The organism is Salinicola sp. 4072 (assembly GCF_036663415.1).
In the GTDB taxonomy this organism is placed as follows: domain Bacteria; phylum Pseudomonadota; class Gammaproteobacteria; order Pseudomonadales; family Halomonadaceae; genus Salinicola; species Salinicola salarius_A.
The window spans coordinates 1-19,008 of record NZ_JAXOVV010000016.1 but is presented as its reverse complement, the minus strand read 5'-3'; the positions used below and the strand labels follow the sequence as shown (position 1 = coordinate 19,008).

General features: G+C 59.9%; 13 protein-coding genes, 4 tRNA genes and 2 rRNA genes. All 19 read right to left on the bottom strand.

The genetic code is table 11. The features are described 5' to 3' along the window. Positions 1-152 precede the first annotated feature (152 nt). A complete protein-coding gene (gene tuf / locus R3F72_RS11810) occupies positions 153-1,346 on the bottom strand; it encodes an elongation factor Tu (RefSeq protein WP_071230705.1) in 1,194 nt (397 codons plus the stop codon). Between the two features lie 29 nt (positions 1,347-1,375). After that, on the bottom strand, positions 1,376-3,496 hold the full coding sequence (gene fusA / locus R3F72_RS11805) for an elongation factor G (RefSeq protein WP_332779725.1): 2,121 nt from the start codon (positions 3,494-3,496) through the stop codon (positions 1,376-1,378). Between the two features lie 18 nt (positions 3,497-3,514). Beyond that, positions 3,515-3,985 carry a 30S ribosomal protein S7 gene (gene rpsG / locus R3F72_RS11800; RefSeq protein ID WP_071230703.1) on the bottom strand — a complete coding sequence of 157 codons (471 nt, stop codon included), beginning with the start codon at positions 3,983-3,985 and terminating at the stop codon, positions 3,515-3,517. Positions 3,986-4,103: 118 nt separating this feature from the next. Then, the gene (gene rpsL / locus R3F72_RS11795; protein ID WP_071230702.1) at positions 4,104-4,478 is read right to left on the bottom strand and encodes a 30S ribosomal protein S12; all 375 of its coding nucleotides are present in this window, start codon (positions 4,476-4,478) and stop codon (positions 4,104-4,106) included. A gap of 161 nt (positions 4,479-4,639) precedes the next feature. Next, complete coding sequence (rpoC, locus tag R3F72_RS11790; RefSeq protein WP_332779724.1) at positions 4,640-8,866, bottom strand: DNA-directed RNA polymerase subunit beta'; 4,227 nt, start codon at positions 8,864-8,866, stop codon at positions 4,640-4,642. 90 nt (positions 8,867-8,956) lie between these two features. Then, complete coding sequence (rpoB, locus tag R3F72_RS11785) at positions 8,957-13,033, bottom strand: DNA-directed RNA polymerase subunit beta (protein WP_332779723.1); 4,077 nt, start codon at positions 13,031-13,033, stop codon at positions 8,957-8,959. A gap of 271 nt (positions 13,034-13,304) precedes the next feature. Continuing rightward, positions 13,305-13,676 carry a 50S ribosomal protein L7/L12 gene (gene rplL, locus R3F72_RS11780; RefSeq protein WP_071230699.1) on the bottom strand — a complete coding sequence of 124 codons (372 nt, stop codon included), beginning with the start codon at positions 13,674-13,676 and terminating at the stop codon, positions 13,305-13,307. A gap of 93 nt (positions 13,677-13,769) precedes the next feature. Beyond that, positions 13,770-14,273: a 50S ribosomal protein L10 gene (gene rplJ, locus R3F72_RS11775; RefSeq protein ID WP_071230698.1), complete on the bottom strand. Its 504-nt coding sequence runs from the start codon at positions 14,271-14,273 to the stop codon at positions 13,770-13,772. Positions 14,274-14,542: 269 nt separating this feature from the next. Beyond that, positions 14,543-15,235 carry a 50S ribosomal protein L1 gene (gene rplA, locus R3F72_RS11770; protein WP_071230697.1) on the bottom strand — a complete coding sequence of 231 codons (693 nt, stop codon included), beginning with the start codon at positions 15,233-15,235 and terminating at the stop codon, positions 14,543-14,545. Positions 15,236-15,237: 2 nt separating this feature from the next. Continuing rightward, a complete protein-coding gene (gene rplK / locus R3F72_RS11765; RefSeq protein WP_071230696.1) occupies positions 15,238-15,669 on the bottom strand; it encodes a 50S ribosomal protein L11 in 432 nt (143 codons plus the stop codon). A 115-nt stretch (positions 15,670-15,784) separates the two neighbouring features. Then, the gene (gene nusG, locus R3F72_RS11760; RefSeq protein ID WP_071230695.1) at positions 15,785-16,318 is read right to left on the bottom strand and encodes a transcription termination/antitermination protein NusG; all 534 of its coding nucleotides are present in this window, start codon (positions 16,316-16,318) and stop codon (positions 15,785-15,787) included. 8 nt (positions 16,319-16,326) lie between these two features. Continuing rightward, complete coding sequence (gene secE, locus R3F72_RS11755; protein WP_332779722.1) at positions 16,327-16,695, bottom strand: preprotein translocase subunit SecE; 369 nt, start codon at positions 16,693-16,695, stop codon at positions 16,327-16,329. A gap of 71 nt (positions 16,696-16,766) precedes the next feature. Then, positions 16,767-16,842: transfer RNA gene (locus tag R3F72_RS11750), tRNA-Trp, on the bottom strand. A gap of 150 nt (positions 16,843-16,992) precedes the next feature. Further along, positions 16,993-17,067 (bottom strand) — tRNA-Thr (locus R3F72_RS11745). A 20-nt stretch (positions 17,068-17,087) separates the two neighbouring features. Next, positions 17,088-17,161 (bottom strand) — tRNA-Gly (locus R3F72_RS11740). Between the two features lie 57 nt (positions 17,162-17,218). Beyond that, positions 17,219-17,302: transfer RNA gene (locus R3F72_RS11735), tRNA-Tyr, on the bottom strand. A gap of 173 nt (positions 17,303-17,475) precedes the next feature. Continuing rightward, entirely contained in the window at positions 17,476-18,456 is a 981-nt protein-coding gene (locus tag R3F72_RS11730) for a biotin--[acetyl-CoA-carboxylase] ligase (RefSeq protein WP_332779721.1), read from the bottom strand. A gap of 172 nt (positions 18,457-18,628) precedes the next feature. Then, positions 18,629-18,743 (bottom strand): 5S ribosomal RNA (rrf, locus tag R3F72_RS11725). Between the two features lie 185 nt (positions 18,744-18,928). Beyond that, positions 18,929-19,008, bottom strand: a 23S ribosomal RNA gene (locus R3F72_RS11720); the annotation flags it as partial.

Genomic DNA, 19,008 nt, shown 5'->3' with positions numbered 1-19,008 from the left:
CTGACGGCGCGAGCCGTCGACCCACGCGTTCAAAGGACGCGCATTATAGGAGAGCCCCGATTGAGAGTCAAACACACCGTCTATCGGGACTATCAAACCCACACAGAAAAAGGGGCGCGCAAGCGCCCCTTCTTTGGCAATCATCGAAAGGCTTACTCGATGATCTTGGCAACCACGCCGGCGCCGACGGTACGACCGCCTTCGCGAATGGCGAAGCGCAGGCCGTCTTCCATGGCGATCGGAGCGATCAGGGTCACGACCATCTGGACGTTGTCGCCCGGCATGACCATCTCGACACCTTCCGGCAGTTCACAAGTACCGGTAACGTCAGTGGTACGGAAGTAGAACTGCGGACGATAGCCCTTGAAGAACGGCGTGTGACGACCACCTTCTTCCTTGGACAGCACGTAGACTTCGGCTTCGAACTTGGTGTGCGGCTTGATCGTACCCGGCTTGGCCAGAACCTGACCACGCTCGACGTCATCACGCTTGGTACCACGCAGCAGCGCACCGACGTTCTCGCCAGCACGACCTTCGTCGAGCAGCTTGCGGAACATCTCGACGCCAGTAACGGTCGTCTTGGTGGTGTCGTGAATACCGACGATTTCGACTTCGTCGCCAGTCTTGACGATGCCGCGCTCGACACGACCCGTCACGACGGTACCGCGACCGGAGATGGAGAACACGTCTTCGATCGGCATCAGGAACGGCTGGTCGATGGCACGCTCCGGCTCCGGAATGTACTCGTCCAGAGACTTGATCAGGTTGGCGACGGCGGTAGTACCCATGCCGTTGTCATCCTTGCCTTCCAGCGCCATCAGTGCAGAACCGATGATGATCGGAGTGTCGTCACCCGGGAAGTCGTACTCGCTCAGCAGTTCGCGAACTTCCATCTCGACCAGCTCGAGCAGCTCTTCGTCGTCGACCATGTCGGCCTTGTTCAGGAACACGACGATGTACGGAACGCCAACCTGGCGAGACAGCAGGATGTGCTCGCGAGTCTGCGGCATCGGGCCGTCGGCAGCGGAACAGACCAGGATCGCGCCGTCCATCTGGGCAGCACCGGTGATCATGTTCTTGACGTAGTCAGCGTGTCCCGGGCAGTCGACGTGCGCGTAATGGCGAACTTCGGACTGGTACTCGACGTGAGCGGTCGCGATGGTGATACCGCGCTCGCGCTCTTCCGGCGCGTTGTCGATGGTGTCGAACTGACGCCATTCGCCACCGAAGACTTCGGCGGAAACACGAGTCAGCGCTGCCGTCAGAGTCGTTTTACCGTGGTCGACGTGACCGATGGTGCCGACGTTGACGTGCGGTTTGGAGCGTTCAAATTTTTCCTTAGCCACTGCTATAACCTCTTTACGTTAGCTAACGGTTAACCGTTCTGATTGATGACGGCATCAACGACGCTGGATGGCGCCTCTTCGTAATTCGCAAACTCCATGGTGTAGCTTGCGCGTCCCTGGGTCTGAGAACGCAGATCGGTTGCATAACCGAACATCTCAGCCAACGGAACCGTGGCGCGAATGACCTTGCCAGAAGAGGAGTCATCCATGCCCTGCACAAGGCCACGACGGCGGTTAAGGTCGCCCATGACATCACCCATGAAATCCTCGGGCGTCACGACTTCGACCTTCATCACCGGCTCGAGCAACACGGCCTTAGCCTTACGAGCACCTTCTTTGATCGCCATGGAAGAGGCAACCTTGAACGCAGTCTCGTTGGAGTCCACGTCGTGGTAGGAACCGTCGAACAGCGTGACCTTGACGTCGATCATCGGGTAACCCGCGATGACGCCGTTCTTGAGCTGTTCGTAAGCCCCTTTTTCGACGGCCGGCACGTACTCTTTCGGTACGACGCCACCGACGATCTCGGACGCGAACTTGAAGGTCATCTCCTCGTCCTCGCCCTTGTCTTCGGCCGTCAGCGGCTCGATGCGCAACCAGACGTGACCGTACTGGCCGCGACCACCAGACTGACGAACGAACTTGCCTTCCTGTTCCACCGACTGGCGGATGGTCTCGCGGTAGGCAACCTGCGGCTTGCCGATGTTAGCCTCGACCTTGAACTCGCGACGCATGCGATCGACGATGATGTCGAGGTGCAACTCGCCCATGCCCGAGATGATGGTCTGGCCAGTCTCTTCGTCGGTCTGCACGCGGAAAGACGGATCTTCCTGCGCCAGCTTGCCGAGGGCGACGCCCATCTTCTCCTGGTCGGGCTTGGACTTCGGTTCGACGGCGACGGAGATGACCGGCTCCGGAAACTCCATACGCTCCAGGATGATCTTGTCGTTCAGATCACACAGCGTGTCGCCTGTCGTGACGTCCTTGAGACCGATGCACGCTGCGATATCGCCAGCGTAGACTTCCTTGATCTCTTCGCGCGAGTTGGCGTGCATCTGAACGATACGACCGACGCGCTCTTTCTTCGACTTCACGGAGTTGAAGACGCTGTCGCCAGACTTCAGAACGCCCGAGTAGACGCGCATGAAGGTCAGCGTACCGACGAACGGGTCGGTCGCGATCTTGAACGCCAACGCCGCGAACGGTGCACTGTCGTCGGCTTCACGCGTCGCGATGGTGCCGTCCTTGTCGTCGAGCTCACCCTCGATCGCCTTGACTTCGGTCGGCGATGGCAGGTACTCGATGACACCATCCAGAACGGCCTGGACACCCTTGTTCTTGAACGCGGAGCCACAGGTGACGAGAACGATCTCGTTGGCCAGAGTACGTGCGCGCAGGCCAGCTTTGATCTCCTCGACGGACAGGTCGCCTTCTTCGAGGTACTTGTCCATGAGTTCTTCGTTGGCTTCGGCGGCAGCCTCGACCATCTGCTCACGATACTTTTCGGCGGTTTCCTGCAGATCGGCCGGAATATCGACCAGATCGTAGTTCATGCCGAAGTTGTCTTCGTCCCACAGAATGGCCTTCATCTGAATGAGATCGACCACGCCCTTGAAGTCGTCTTCCGCACCCCAGTTGATCTGGATCGGAACGACGTTGGCGCCCAAGCGATTCTTCAGCTGGTCCAACACCATGTAGTAATCAGCGCCGGCACGGTCCATCTTGTTGACGAACACCATGCGCGGAACTTCGTACTTGTTGGCCTGACGCCAGACGGTTTCGGTCTGCGGCTGAACGCCGGAAGAACCGCACAGTACGACAACGGCGCCATCCAGAACGCGCAAGGAACGCTCGACTTCGATAGTGAAGTCAACGTGCCCCGGCGTATCGATGATGTTGATACGGTGTTCGTCGAACTGCTTGTTCATGCCCTGCCAGAAGCAGGTAGTCGCAGCAGAGGTGATCGTGATGCCACGCTCCTGCTCCTGCTCCATCCAGTCCATGGTGGCAGCGCCCTCATGAACCTCGCCTACCTTGTGGGAAAGGCCGGTGTAGAACAGGACACGCTCGGTAGTGGTCGTCTTACCAGCGTCGACGTGGGCAACGATACCGATATTGCGATAACGCTTGAGTGGTGTCTTTCGTGCCACGATGGAAGTCCCCGTTGTTTAGAAGCGGTAGTGAGAGAAGGCCTTGTTGGCATCTGCCATGCGGTGCACGTCTTCACGCTTCTTCACAGCAGCGCCCTTGCCTTCGGCGGCATCCAGCATTTCGCCGGCGAGACGTTGCACCATGGTCTTTTCCCCGCGACCGCGCGCAGCGTCGACCAGCCAGCGCATGGCAAGCGCCTGGCGACGCGACGGGCGAACTTCGACCGGGACCTGATAAGTCGCGCCACCAACACGGCGGGACTTGACCTCGACCATCGGCTGGATGGCTTCCAGCGCTTTATCAAAGACGTCCAGCGGCGCCTCGTTGTTACGCTCGGCAACCCTGTCCAACGCACCGTAGACGATGCGCTCAGCTATGGACTTCTTGCCGCTGACCATCAGATGGTTCATGAACTTGGCCAGGCGCTCACTTCCGAACTTGGGATCGGGAAGGATCTCGCGCTTAGCGGCGACTCTTCTTCTTGGCATGATAAGCCCTCTAGTTAAGGGTCGTTCAGGTAAACCCGGCACCGCTTTTCGCTAGTGAGCGAAAAGAGCCGACCTTACTCTTATCGGACCGTTAATGGATGATGAAAAGCGACCGAGATCAGGACTTGGGACGCTTGGTACCGTACTTGGAGCGGCCCTGCTTACGATTCTGGACACCGGAGGTATCAAGGGCGCCACGGACGGTGTGATAACGCACACCCGGCAAATCCTTGACGCGGCCGCCACGAATCAGGACCACGGAGTGCTCCTGCAGGTTGTGGCCTTCACCGCCGATGTAGGAACTGACTTCATAGCCGTTGGTCAGGCGCACGCGGCACACCTTACGCAGAGCCGAGTTCGGCTTCTTGGGCGTAGTCGTGTAGACGCGGGTGCAGACCCCACGGCGTTGCGGACAAGCCTGCAGCGCCGGCACGTCGCTGGTAGCGACAGGGCGCTTGCGCGGCTTGCGCACGAGCTGGTTAATCGTTGCCATAGTGTTTAGCTGACTCCAATGGGTTGCCTTGCCTTATGCCGGGAGCATTGTGCATGGATTGGTTGCACCACCCCAACATAAAGGCTGCGCATTCTAATCAGTTGTCGTGAGACCCGTCAAGACCACCCGCCCCGAGAGGCAGGTGGCCAGGGAATCGCGACTTAGAGATCGTCGTCATCGGCATCGAGCGCGGTGAGCTGGGCGCCCAGCTCCTGCTCGACATCGAACGCCGACGGCTGCAGCGTGCGCTCGGATTCCTCGCGCTTGCGACGCCGCTCGTCATGGTGGGCAAGGCCGGTCCCGGCCGGGATCAGACGACCCACCACCACGTTTTCTTTCAGACCGCGCAGATAGTCGCGTTTGCCGGTCACGGCGGCTTCTGTCAGCACGCGAGTCGTCTCCTGGAACGAAGCCGCGGAGATGAACGACTCGGTCGCCAACGATGCCTTGGTGATACCCAGCAGCAGACGCTCGTACTTGGCCGGGAACTTCTCTTCCTGCTCGAGACGGGCATTTTCTTCGAGCACCCGAACCAGTTCGACCTGATCGCCCGGAATGAACGTCGAGTCGCCGGCGTCGGTAATCTCGACCTTGCGCAGCATCTGACGCACGATGACTTCGATGTGCTTGTCGTTGATGCTGACGCCCTGCAGACGATAGACGTCCTGGATCTCGACGGTGATGTACTTGGCCAGCTCCGCCACGCCCAGCAGCCGCAGGATATCGTGCGGGTTGCTCGGGCCGTCGGAGATGACCTCGCCCTTCTCGACCGTTTCGCCCTCGAACACACCGATCTGACGCCACTTCGGGATCAGCATCTCCAACGGATCGCCTTCTTCCGGCGTGATCGTCAGACGACGCTTGCCCTTGGTCTCCTTGCCGAAGCTGATCGTACCGCTGATCTCGGCCAGGATGGACGGCTCCTTCGGCTTGCGCGCCTCGAACAGGTCAGCGACGCGCGGCAGACCCCCGGTGATGTCCTTGTTGCCGGACGCCTCCAGCGGGATACGGGCAATGACCTCACCGACGCCGATCTCGGCACCATTCTCGACAGAGACGATGGCGCGGCCCGGCAGCAGATACTGTACCGGCGTGTTGGAGCCCGGCAGCGTCACGTGCTGACCGTCTTCGCCGACCAGCATGATCATCGGGCGCTTGTCGCGACCAGATGCCGGGCGAGCGGCCGATTCGATCACCTCGATGTTCGACAGACCCGTCATCTCATCGACGGTGCGCGTCATGGTCAGACCTTCGGTCATGTCCGTGAACTGCGCCTTGCCCTGGACTTCGGCAACGACCGGGTGCGTGTGCGGATCCCACTTCGCCACGATCTGACCACCCTCGACGTGATCGCCATCCTTGACGGAGAGCTCGGCACCGTAGGGCAGCTTGTAGTATTCGCGCTCACGACCATGATCGTCGGCGACGGCCAGGGCACTGGAGCGAGAAACCACGATCAGCTTGCCGTCGGCACGCTCGACCGACTTGATGTTGTGCAGGCGCACGCTGCCGCCGTGCTTGACCTGCACGCTATCCACTGCCGAGGCACGGGATGCCGCACCACCGATGTGGAACGTACGCATGGTCAGCTGCGTGCCGGGCTCGCCGATGGACTGTGCCGCGATGACGCCGACCGCTTCGCCGATGTTGGCCTGGTGGCCGCGAGCCAGGTCGCGACCATAGCAGGCCGAACAGACGCCGTGAGCGGTTTCACAGCTGATCGGGCTGCGCACGATGATCTCGTCGACACCCATGGTATCGAGCTCTTCGCACCAGGCTTCGTCCAGCAGGGTGCCGCGGGCGATCAGCACGTCTTCGGTCTGGGGATCGATGACGTCCTGGGCCACGACACGGCCCAGCACGCGCTGCGCTAAGGAGACGATGACGTCGCCACCTTCGATCACCGGGTGCAACGTCAGCCCTTCCTGGGTGCCGCAGTCCTCTTCGGTGATGACCAGATCCTGGGCAACATCGACGAGACGGCGGGTCAGGTAACCGGAGTTGGCGGTCTTGAGTGCCGTATCCGCCAACCCCTTACGGGCACCGTGGGTCGAGATGAAGTACTGCAGTACGTTCAGACCTTCACGGAAGTTGGCGGTGATCGGCGTTTCGATGATCGAGCCGTCCGGCTTGGCCATCAGGCCGCGCATACCCGCCAGCTGACGAATCTGGGCCGCACTACCACGAGCACCGGAGTCCGCCATGATGAAGACGCTGTTGAACGAGTCCTGCTCGACTTCGTTGCCGTCGCGATCGGTCACGGTCTCTTTCGAGATACCCGCCATCATCGCCTTGGCCACCTTGTCGTTGGCCTTGGACCAGATATCGATGACCTTGTTGTACTTCTCGCCCGCGGTCACCAGACCGGAGGAGAACTGGTCCTCGATTTCCTTGACCTCTTCCTCGGCCGCATCGACGATCTCCGCCTTCGCGTCAGGAATGACGAAGTCGTTGACGCCGATGGAAGCCCCGGACCACGTCGCCAGACGGAAGCCGGTATACATCAGTTGGTCGGCAAAGATGACCGCATCCTTCAGGCCAGTACGACGGTAGACCTCGTTGATCAGGCCGGAGATCGCCTTCTTCTTCATCGGGCGATCGACGAGCTCGAACGGCATCCCCTTCGGCAGGATGCGGAACAGCAGCGCACGGCCGACGGTGGTGTCCTTGATCGAGGTCGTCTCGGTCAGTTCGGTCACCTCGCCATCCTTCTCGTCGGACAGCCACTCGGTCAGGCGCACCTTGACCCGGGCGTGCAGCGACACGTTCTGGGTCGCAAAAGCGCGATCCAGCTCGTTGAGGTTGGCAAAGGCCTTGCCTTCGCCCTTGGCGTTGATGCGCTCGCGGGTCATGTAATAGAGACCCAGCACGACGTCCTGAGACGGCACGATGATCGGCTCGCCGTTGGCGGGCGACAGCACGTTGTTGGTCGACATCATCAGCGCACGCGCTTCGAGCTGGGACTCCAGCGTCAGCGGCACGTGGACGGCCATCTGGTCACCGTCGAAGTCGGCGTTGTAGGCGGCACACACCAGCGGGTGGAGCTGGATCGCCTTGCCTTCGATCAGCAGCGGCTCGAATGCCTGAATACCCAGGCGGTGCAGCGTCGGCGCGCGGTTGAGCAGGACCGGATGCTCGCGGATGACATCGGCGAGGATGTCCCACACTTCCGGCAGCTCACGCTCGACCATCTTCTTGGCGGCCTTGATCGTGGACGCCTGACCGCTGCCCTGCAGCTTGGAGTAGATGAACGGCTTGAACAGCTCGAGCGCCATCTTCTTCGGCAGACCGCACTGGTGCAGACGCAGCGTCGGACCGACGGTGATGACCGAACGGCCGGAGTAGTCGACACGCTTGCCCAGCAGGTTCTGACGGAAACGTCCCTGCTTGCCCTTGATCATGTCGGCCAGCGACTTCAACGGACGCTTGTTGGAACCGGTGATGGCGCGACCACGACGACCGTTGTCGAGCAGCGCATCGACCGATTCCTGCAGCATGCGCTTCTCGTTGCGCACGATGATGTCCGGCGCATTGAGGTCGAGCAGACGCTTGAGACGGTTGTTGCGGTTGATGACGCGGCGGTACAGATCGTTGAGATCCGACGTCGCGAAGCGGCCGCCGTCCAGCGGCACCAGTGGACGCAGATCCGGCGGCAGCACCGGCAGCACTTCCATGACCATCCAGGCCGGCGCGTTGCCGGACTTGTAGAAGGCTTCCAGCAGCTTGAGGCGCTTGGAAAGCTTCTTGATCTTGGTCTCGGAGTTGGTCTGCGGAATCTCTTCGCGCAGACGATCGATCTCTTCTTCCAGATCGATGTCCTTGAGCAGTGCCTGAACCGCTTCGGCACCCATGCGCGCGTCGAAGTCGTCGCCGAACTCTTCCAGCGCTTCGAAATACTGCTCGTCATTGAGCAGCTGACCGCGCTCGAGGGTGGTCATGCCCGGGTCGATCACGACGAACGATTCGAAATAGAGCACGCGCTCGATGTCGCGCAGCGTCATGTCCAGGAACATGCCGATACGCGAAGGCAGAGACTTCAGAAACCAGATGTGCGCGACCGGCGAGGCCAGCTCGATGTGACCCATGCGCTCGCGGCGAACCGCTGCCTTGGTCACTTCGACGCCACACTTCTCGCAGATGATGCCGCGATGCTTCATGCGCTTGTACTTGCCGCACAAGCACTCGTAATCCTTGACCGGCCCGAAGATCTTGGCACAGAAAAGCCCGTCACGTTCCGGTTTGAACGTACGGTAGTTGATGGTCTCCGGCTTCTTGACTTCGCCGTATGACCAGGAGCGAATCATTTCCGGCGACGCGAGCGTGATCTTGATCGCGTCGAACTCGTCAGATTGCGCCTGTGACTTGAGGACTTTCACCAAATCTTTCATGGGATCGCTCCGTTGCGGAGTTGTCATGAGCGGGGCCGCGAATCACTCGCTCGCCCCGCAAACCGTCGCTATCGATCGACTGTGCCGGTCTTAGCTTTCCAATTCGATGTCGATACCCAGCGAGCGGATTTCCTTCACCAGCACATTGAAGGATTCCGGCATACCGGCCTGCATGGTATGGTCGCCGTCCACGATGCTCTTGTACATCTTGGTACGACCCTCGACGTCATCCGACTTGACGGTGAGCATCTCCTGCAGGGTGTAGGCGGCGCCGTACGCCTCGAGTGCCCACACTTCCATCTCACCGAAGCGCTGTCCGCCGAACTGCGCCTTGCCACCCAGCGGCTGCTGCGTGACCAGCGAGTAGGAGCCGGTGGAACGCGCGTGCATCTTGTCGTCGACCAGGTGGTTGAGCTTCAGCATGTACATGTAGCCCACGGTCACCGGACGATCGAAGGCTTCGCCGGTACGCCCGTCATAAAGCGTCATCTGGCCGGAGTCCGGCAGATCGGCAAGCCTCAGCAGATGCTTGATCTCGTGCTCTTTCGCACCGTCGAATACCGGCGTCGCGATCGGCACGCCGCCGCGCAGGTTCTTGGCCAGGGTGATGATCTCGTCATCGGTCAGGGAGTCGATGTCTTCCTGACGGGTCTCCTGGGTGTTGTAGACCTGCTTGAGGAAGCCGCGAATCTCGCTGACCTGCTGCTCGCGGGCATCACGCAGCATCCGGTCGATCTTGACACCGAGACCGTGGGCCGCCATGCCCAGGTGCGTCTCGAGGATCTGACCGACGTTCATGCGTGACGGTACGCCCAGCGGGTTGAGCACGACGTCGACCGGCTGACCGTTGTCGTCGAACGGCATGTCCTCGATCGGCATGATCGCGGAGATGACACCCTTGTTACCGTGACGGCCGGCCATCTTGTCACCCGGCTGGATACGACGCTTGACCGCCAGATAGACCTTGACGATCTTGAGCACGCCCGGTGCCAGGTCGTCGCCCTGAGTGAGCTTGCGCTTCTTGTCTTCGAAGCGTTCGTCCATCTCCTTGCGACGGTTCTCGAGCTGTTCGTCGGCCTGGGCCAGCAGCTCGTTGAGAGACTCGTCCTGCATGCGCAGCTTGAACCACTGCTGGCGCGGCAGCTCGCCGAGGTAATCCTCGCTCAGCACGTCGCCCTTCTTCAGCTTCGGGCCGCCGTTGACCGCCTGACCTTCCAGGGTGCGCTTGAGACGCTCGAAGGTCGCCTCCTCGGCGATCCGGTAGGTCTCCTGCAGGTCACGGCGCACTTCGTCGAGCTGCTGCTGCTCGATGGAAAGTGCACGCGAGTCCTTCTCGACGCCGTCGCGCGTGAACACCTGGACATCGATGACGGTACCGCGCATGCCGGTCGGCGCACGCAGCGAGGTGTCCTTAACGTCGGACGCCTTCTCGCCGAAGATCGCGCGCAGCAGTTTCTCTTCCGGCGTCAGTTGGGTTTCGCCCTTCGGCGTGACCTTGCCCACCAGAATGTCGCCAGCGCCGACTTCGGCGCCGATGTAGACGACACCCGCTTCGTCCAGCTTGCCCAGTGCCGACTCGCCCACGTTGGGAATATCGGAAGTGATCTCTTCCGCGCCCAGCTTGGTGTCGCGAGAGACACAGGTCAGTTCCTGGATGTGGATCGTGGTGAAACGATCGTCCTCGACCACGCGTTCGGAGACGAGGATGGAATCCTCGAAGTTGTAGCCGTTCCACGGCATGAACGCGAGACGCATGTTCTGACCCAGTGCCAGGTCACCCATGTCGACGGACGGGCCGTCGGCCAGGATGTCGCCCCGCGCCACCTTGTCACCCGGGCGCACGATCGGACGCTGGTTCTGACAGGTGTTCTGGTTCGAACGCACGTACTTGGTCAGGTTGTAGATATCGACGCCGGCTTCACCGCCGATGATCTCGTCTTCGTCGATACGCACAACGATGCGCTTGGCGTCGACGGAGTCGATCACGCCACCGCGGCGCGCCACGGCGCAGACGCCGGAGTCACGGGCGACGAATCGCTCCATGCCGGTGCCTACGAGCGGCTTGTCGGCACGCAAGGTCGGTACCGCCTGACGCTGCATGTTCGATCCCATCAGGGCGCGGTTGGCATCATCGTGCTCGAGGAACGGAATCAGCGCAGCGGCGACCGATACGACCTGACGCGGCGACACGTCCATCAGCGTGACCTTGTCCGGTGCCATGAAGGTGGTTTCACCCTTGTGGCGAACCTGGACCAGGTCGTCGATCAGTTTGTTGCTTTCGTCGACCGTCGCCGAAGCCTGGGCGATGATGTAGTCGCCTTCCTCTATCGCCGACAGATGCACGATCTCGTCGGTCAACTGACGATCCACGACCTTGCGATACGGTGTCTCGAGGAAACCGTAGCTGTTGGTCTTGGAGTAGGTCGCCAGCGAGTTGATCAGGCCGATGTTCGGACCTTCCGGCGTCTCGATCGGGCAAAGACGACCGTAGTGCGTGGCGTGAACGTCGCGCACCTCGAAGCCGGCGCGCTCACGGGTCAGACCGCCCGGCCCGAGCGCGGACACACGACGCTTGTGCGTGACCTCGGAAAGCGGGTTGTTCTGGTCCATGAACTGGGACAGCTGAGAGGAGCCGAAGAACTCCTTCACGGCTGCCGCCACCGGCTTGGCATTGATCAGATCCTGCGGCATCAGGCCTTCGCTCTCCGCCATGGAGAGACGCTCCTTGACCGCACGCTCGACGCGCACCAGGCCGACACGGAACTGGTTTTCCGCCATCTCGCCGACGCAACGGATGCGACGGTTGCCAAGGTGGTCGATATCGTCGACTTCACCGAAGCCGTTACGGATATTGATCAGTTCCTTCAGGACATCGAGGATGTCCTGATTGTCGAGCACGCCGGAACCCGTATCGGTATCACGACGTAGACGACGGTTGAACTTCATCCGACCGACGCCAGACAGGTCATAGCGGTCTTCGGAGAAGAACAGGTTGTGGAACAGCGTCTCGGCCGCTTCCTTGGTGGGCGGCTCGCCGGGGCGCATCATGCGATAGATTTCGACCAGTGCTTCCAGGCCGGAGCGCGTGGAGTCCACCTTCAGCGTATCGGAGATGAACGAGCCCGCGTCGAGATCGTTGGTGTAAAGCGTTTCCAGCTTGGTAACGCCGCCCTGGCCCAGCTTCTCGACCAGCTCCGGCGTCAGCTCGGAGTTGCACTCGCAGATCAGTTCACCGGTGTTGGCGTCGACCTGATCCTTGGCCAGCGTCTTGCCGAACAGGTAATCCAGCGGCACCTGAAGACGCTCGAGTCCGGCATTTTCCAGCTGGCGGATGTGCTTCTGGGTGATCCGGCGACCTTCCTCGACGACGATATTGCCATCGCCATCCTTGATGTCGAAGGTTGCGGTCTCACCACGCAGCCGCGACGGCACCAGCTCGACGTAAATACCATCGCTCTCGATATGGAAGGTGCTGGTTTCGAAGAACGTCTCGAGAATTTCCTCGGCGTTCATGCCGAGCGCGCGCATCAATACGGTCGCCGGCAGCTTGCGGCGACGGTCGATACGCACGAAGACGTTGTCTTTCGGGTCGAATTCGAAATCCAGCCAGGAGCCGCGATAAGGAATGATGCGCGCGGAATAGAGCAGCTTTCCGGAGGAGTGGCTCTTGCCCTTGTCATGGTCGAAGAACACGCCCGGTGAGCGATGGAGCTGGGATACGATGACGCGCTCGGTACCATTGACGACGAAGGTACCGTTCTCGGTCATCAGGGGGATTTCCCCCATGTAGACTTCCTGCTCCTTGATGTCCTTGATGGCCTTGTTCGACGACTCTTTGTCGTAGATGATCAGGCGTACCTTGACGCGCAGCGGTGCCGAATAGGTCACGCCACGGAGCTGACACTCCTTGACGTCGAAAGCCGGCGTGCCAAAGCGGTAACTGACATACTCGAGCGCCGCATTACCCGAGAAGCTCTCGATCGGAAATACGGACTTGAAAGCCGCATGGAGACCGGTCTCGAGACGCTCTTCCGGCGCCCGGTCCTGCTGGAGGAAGTCGTAATAGGAATCAAGCTGGATGGCCAGCAGGTAGGGCACATCCATTACTTGAGGCAGTTTGCCGAAATCCTTGCGGATGCGTTTTTTCTCAGTGTATGAGTAAGCCATCTGTATTCCCCAGCTTGTTCACCATGGGTGACCGGTGCGTGGTCGGCGCTCTCCTAACGCGGGCTACCCCCGTTAGGCGCTGACGGCAAGCCTCCCGAAAAAGGGAGCTCGCCGTCGGAATTCGTCTAGTGGCTACAATCCTGAACCCGGAAGGTCGACCCCGAGTCAGGCGTACTAACGCCAGGCTAGCAAAAACAGAAAAAGGCCGGCAGCGGGTAGGCCCGCCACCAGCCGTGGCGCTTACACAGCGCGTGAAGCCGTGAGCACAGAGTTACTTGAGCTCCACAGAAGCGCCAGCTTCTTCCAGCTTCTTCTTGGCTTCTTCAGCGTCGTCCTTGGACAGACCTTCTTTCAGCGTGGCAGGTGCGCCATCGACAGCACCCTTGGCTTCTTTCAGGCCCAGACCGGTGATCTCGCGGACGACCTTGATGACGTTGACTTTCTTGTCACCAGCAGCGGTCAGGACCAGGGCGAATTCGGTCTGCTCTTCGGCAGCACCAGCGTCACCACCGGCCGGTCCCGCGACGACGGCAGCCGCAGCAGAAACGCCGAACTTTTCTTCCATTGCAGAAACCAGTTCCGCAACTTCCATCACGGACATTTCGGCAACGGCGTTGATGATGTCTTCTTGAGAAAGTGCCATTTTCAAATTCCTAAACTTTGCGGAGCCCCAGCCGGCATCGGCCAAGTGCTCGTTGATTCAATAGTCGACTCAGTCTACGCGAGCAGGCACCGATCAGGCGGCTTCTTCCTGCTTTTGATCGCGAAGAGCTGCAAGAGTACGAACCAGCTTGCCGGCAGAAGCTTCCTTCATGACGGACATCAGCTTGGCGATCGCTTCATCGTAAGTCGGCAACGTAGCCAGACGGTCGATATCGGCGGCCGGGATCATCTCCCCTTCGTAAGCCAGCGCCTTGACTTCAAATTCCTTCTGCGACTTGCCGAACTCCTTGAACAACCGCGCGGCAGCGCCGGGGTGATCGTAGGAGAAGGCCAGCAGCGTGGGGCCTGAGAAAGTCTCGTTCAGGCACTCCCATGAAGTCCCTGACAGCGCGCGGCGAGCCAGCGTGTTGCGGACAACACGAATCTGGACGCCATTCTCGCGAGCCTGCTTGCGCAAATCGGTCATTGCGCCAACGGTGACACCGCGAGAATCGGCAACTACGACGGAAAGAGCGTCCTTAGCGGCTTCACTGACCTCGGCAACAATCGCTTTTTTGCCTTCGAGTGCTAGTGGCACAGTGGTTACTCCTTCGTGCCGGGGCGACGACGTCGCGACCCGGTGGTTACCATCTCTTTCACCCGACATCGGTGAAAGTCTTGGATGATGGCTGCACACCTGAATCGGCGAGCAACACCATCTGCGCAGGCCCCTCTACAGGGCATTAAGTCGACGACTGGTGCCGACACCTGCGGTCTTTGACGGTGCCCCGCCCCACTCTGCCAGGACGACGCGAATCGTCCTGGCAGCGCACGGGGACCGCAAAGTTACTGCCTAGTTGCCGGCAATCACGCAAAAGTGCTGTGATCGACGGTCAGACCCGGGCCCATCGTGCTGGACAGGGTCAGTTTCTTGAGATAGATACCCTTGGACGTGCTCGGCTTGAGACGCTTGAGGTCGTTGACCAGTGCTTCGAGGTTGCCCTTGAGCGCGTCGGCCGGAAAATCCACCTTACCGATAGAGGCATGGATAATGCCGTTCTTGTCGGTACGGAAGCGGACCTGACCCGCCTTGGCGTTCTTGACTGCTGTCGCAACGTCGGGAGTCACGGTGCCGACCTTGGGGTTCGGCATCAGGCCACGCGGCCCCAGGATCTGGCCCAGCTGACCGACCACACGCATGGCGTCCGGGGCAGCCACGACGACGTCGAAGTTCATGTTGCCCTTCTTGACGTCATCAGCCAGATCTTCCATGCCAACGATGTCGGCACCGGCTTCCTTGGCGGCATCGGCGGCAGCGCCCTGAGCAAACACGGCAACACGGACGTCACGACCCGTGCCGTTCGGCAGCACGGTAGCACCACGTACGACCTGGTCGGATTTACGCGGATCGACACCCAGGTTGATAGAGACCTCGACAGCCTCCTTGAACTTGACCGTGGACACCTCGGAAAGCAGAGCGACGGCTTCTTCAAGGGTGTAGACCTTGCCCGGCTCGACCTTCTCGCGAATCATCTGAGCACGTTTTGTCAGCTTTGCCATGATCAGAGGCCCTCCACATTGAGGCCCATGCTGCGGGCACTACCAGCAATGGTACGAACAGCGGCTTCAAGATTGGCAGCCGTCAGATCCGGCTCCTTCGTCTTGGCGATCTCTTCGAGCTGCTCACGCGTCACGGTGCCGACCTTGGTCTTGTTCGGCACACCAGAACCGGATTTGATACCGGCGGCCTTCTTCAGCAGCACAGCTGCCGGCGGCGTCTTGGTGACGAAAGTGAAGCTGCGGTCGCTGTAAACCGTGATCACGACCGGCGTCGGCAAGCCCGGCTCAATTTCTTGAGTCGCGGCGTTGAACGCCTTACAGAATTCCATGATGTTGACGCCATGCTGACCCAGCGCAGGGCCCACGGGCGGACTCGGATTGGCCTTGCCGGCTGCGACTTGCAGCTTGATATAGGCCTGAACTTTCTTAGCCATTTTGAACTCCAGTCGGGTACGGACGCCTTGCGGCTCCCCTGTTCAGCCGGCACATCGACCGGCAACGATAACGCAGCACCAGAAGGCGCTGCGGTGAATGCTGCTTCGGCGCCGGTCAGTCCTTGACTACCTGGACGAACTCCAGCTCGACCGGCGTCGAGCGCCCGAAGATCAGCACGCTGACCTGCAGGCGACTCTTTTCATAGTTGACCTCTTCCACGACGCCGTTGAAGTCGGCGAAGGGGCCATCGACGACACGTACGGTCTCGCCTGGCTCGAAGAGTGTCTTGGGACGTGGCTTGTCGGTGCCATCCTGGACCCGGCGCAAGATCGCATCCGCTTCTTTCTGGGTGATCGCAGCGGGCTTTTCCGGCGTACCACCGATGAAACCCATGACTCGCGGCGTTTCGTTGACCAGATGCCAAGTCTGTTCGTTCATCTCCATCTCGACCAGTACATAGCCGGGATAGAACTTGCGCTCGCTCTTGCGGCGCTTGCCGTCACGCATTTCGACGACTTCCTCGGTGGGCACCAGGATGTCACCGAACTGGTCCTCGACACCGTAAAGCTTGACGCGCTCGATCAACGAACGCATGACCTGCTTCTCAAAACCGGAATAAGCGTGAACGACGTACCAACGCTTGGACATGAAAACTCCTAGCCAATGATTCCGGACATCGCCCAACCGAGGACGGTATCGATAAGCCACAGCAACAGACCCACAACCAGGACGGCCGCCAATACGATCAATGTCGTTTGGATAGTCTCTTGTCGGGTCGGCCAGACAACGCGTTGAATTTCGCGCTTAGAGCCACGCGCCAGCTCCATCAGCGCCCGCCCCTTGGTCGTGGCCAATGCGATCGCTGCGGCAATGCCGCAAACGACGACGACACCCAGCACGCGATACAGCAGGGCCTGCTCCGCGAACCAGGCATTACCGCCGACCGCGACCGCGAGCAGTAACACCACGACAATCCATTTTGGGGTGTCGTAGCGTGACTCCTGCACCTCGGCGTTGTGCTTCATGAAAACTCCTCAACTCAAGGCGCGATAACCGAACAAGACAAGGTATCAATACGAGCCAGCCTGGGGAAGACTGGCAGGCCAGGAGGGAATCGAACCCCCAACCTGCGGTTTTGGAGACCGCTGCTCTGCCAATTGAGCTACTGGCCTGCAACTACACATCCGAGAATCACCCGGAAATTAGGAGGGCGCTATGATAGCGGAGAAATGTCGAGAAAATCAATCCCGTCACGACATTTTCTTTCGCCATCAAAAAAGCGAGCTCATGCTCGCCTTCACGCATCTTTCGACAACAAAAAATGGAGCTCATGGACGGAATTGAACCGTCGACCTCACCCTTACCAAGGGTGTGCTCTACCCCTGAGCTACATGAGCTTAAATCATCACCAACAGCATGGAGCGGGTAGTGGGAATCGAACCCACACCATCAGCTTGGAAGGCTGAGGTTCTACCATTGAACTATACCCGCCTACCCGCTCTGACTCTGGCTTACCGAGACAGACCGGTAAAACTCTGTCAAAAAATCTGGTGGAGAGGGAAGGATTCGAACCTTCGAAGCTTTCGCGGCAGATTTACAGTCTGCTCCCTTTGGCCACTCGGGAACCTCTCCATACCGGCGGCAGATTTTACCCTACCACTCACCAATGTCAAGCATCTGTTTTTACTACAATAACAGCGCCACACACCGATGGCCTTGCGTTCAAAGCGGGGCGCATTGTGTCAAAGGAAGGCACTCAATGCAAGCGTGAATATGCATTTTCGACAATGGCTTTCCGTAGCGGACTACTCCTCCAGGCGAATGCTGATCTCGCCTCCAGTCAGCGCCCGTTCACCGGTATCCGTCATCACTACCAGGTTGCCCTGCCGGTCGACTTCGATCGCCGTGGCGGTATAGGACGTGCTGCCCTGGTGAATACGAATGGCATGACCAGCATAAGCATGCCTACGGTTCCACTGCGCTCGCCAGGCGCTGAAGCCTTGCCGCTCGAATTCAGGCAACATCGTCAACAAGGATTCGATCAGAGCCGCAGCGACATGATTGCGAGAGGGGGAATCGATCACGTCTGCGAGAGCCCCTATGGGCTGCCCTGCCGCCTTTCGCACAGCGTCATTCAGCGAGACGTTGACCCCAATACCGATGACTACCTCACAAGGCCCTTCGACGTCCCCGGTCACCTCGAGCAGAATGCCTGCAAGCTTTCGCCACTCGTCGTCGATGGCGATCAGAACGTCGTTGGGCCACTTCAAGGCAACATTGGCACCAAACGCTTCGACCACCTCAGCCAGCACCACGCCAACGGCTAGGCTCAGCCCTTCGAGCGCAGCTACACCCGATTCGAATCGCCATCCCAGGGAAAGAATTAGACTACCACCCCAACTGGTACTCCAGGACTTGCCTCGGCGTCCTCGGCCTGCCGTTTGACTTTCTGCCAGGCAGACCTCGCCATGTCCCGCACCATGCCGGAAGCGATCTCGCAGGAAGGTATTGGTGGAATCGAGCACATCCTCGACGAACAGCCGCTTGAGGTGGCGCCGAGGCCCGGCAGGAAGCTGCGCAACGATACTGGCCCCATCAAGAGACTCCAGCGAGTTGACCAGGCGGTATCCGCGCCCCTTGACTGCCTCCAGTGGCAGATCCATTGCTTCCAGCTTCTTGAGCTGCTTCCAGACAGCCGTGCGCGAGACACCTAGATGTTCGCCTAGCTGCTGACCAGAGTGATAATTGCCATCGCCCAGCAGGCGTATCAGATCACCGATGCTCATGAAGGATTATTGCCCAGCGAGAAAAGCGCCATTCTAGCGAAATTCCAGCGCCACCGATAACGAGGCGGAGCCACTCCCCTCGACTGGGTAGCGACAGACCACCCCTAGGCCGATTTTGCATTGACCAATAAAGAAAAAACCCCAGCCTTTTGGGCTGGGGTTTGGGATAGATGCCTGACGATGACCTACTCTCACATGGGGAGACCCCACACTACCATCGGCGCTGAGCGGTTTCACTACTGAGTTCGGCATGGATCAGGTGGTTCCCACTCGCTATGGTCGTCAGGCAAAACTGACGTCGGGATGCGTGGCGTGACTGCAATAGCCATCATCCCAACCGATTCGGATCATGCTGACCGAGACACGTCTCGCCTGCCTGCTCTTCAAGACAGGGCGTATCCAGTCTGTCGGTGATCATCACCGACCGCACGCGGTACGTCTCGTACCGGTGTCGTAAACCCCTTGGGGTTATATGGTCAAGCCTCACGGGGCATTAGTACACGTTAGCTCAACGCCTTGCAGCGCTTCCACACCGTGCCTATCAACCAGCTA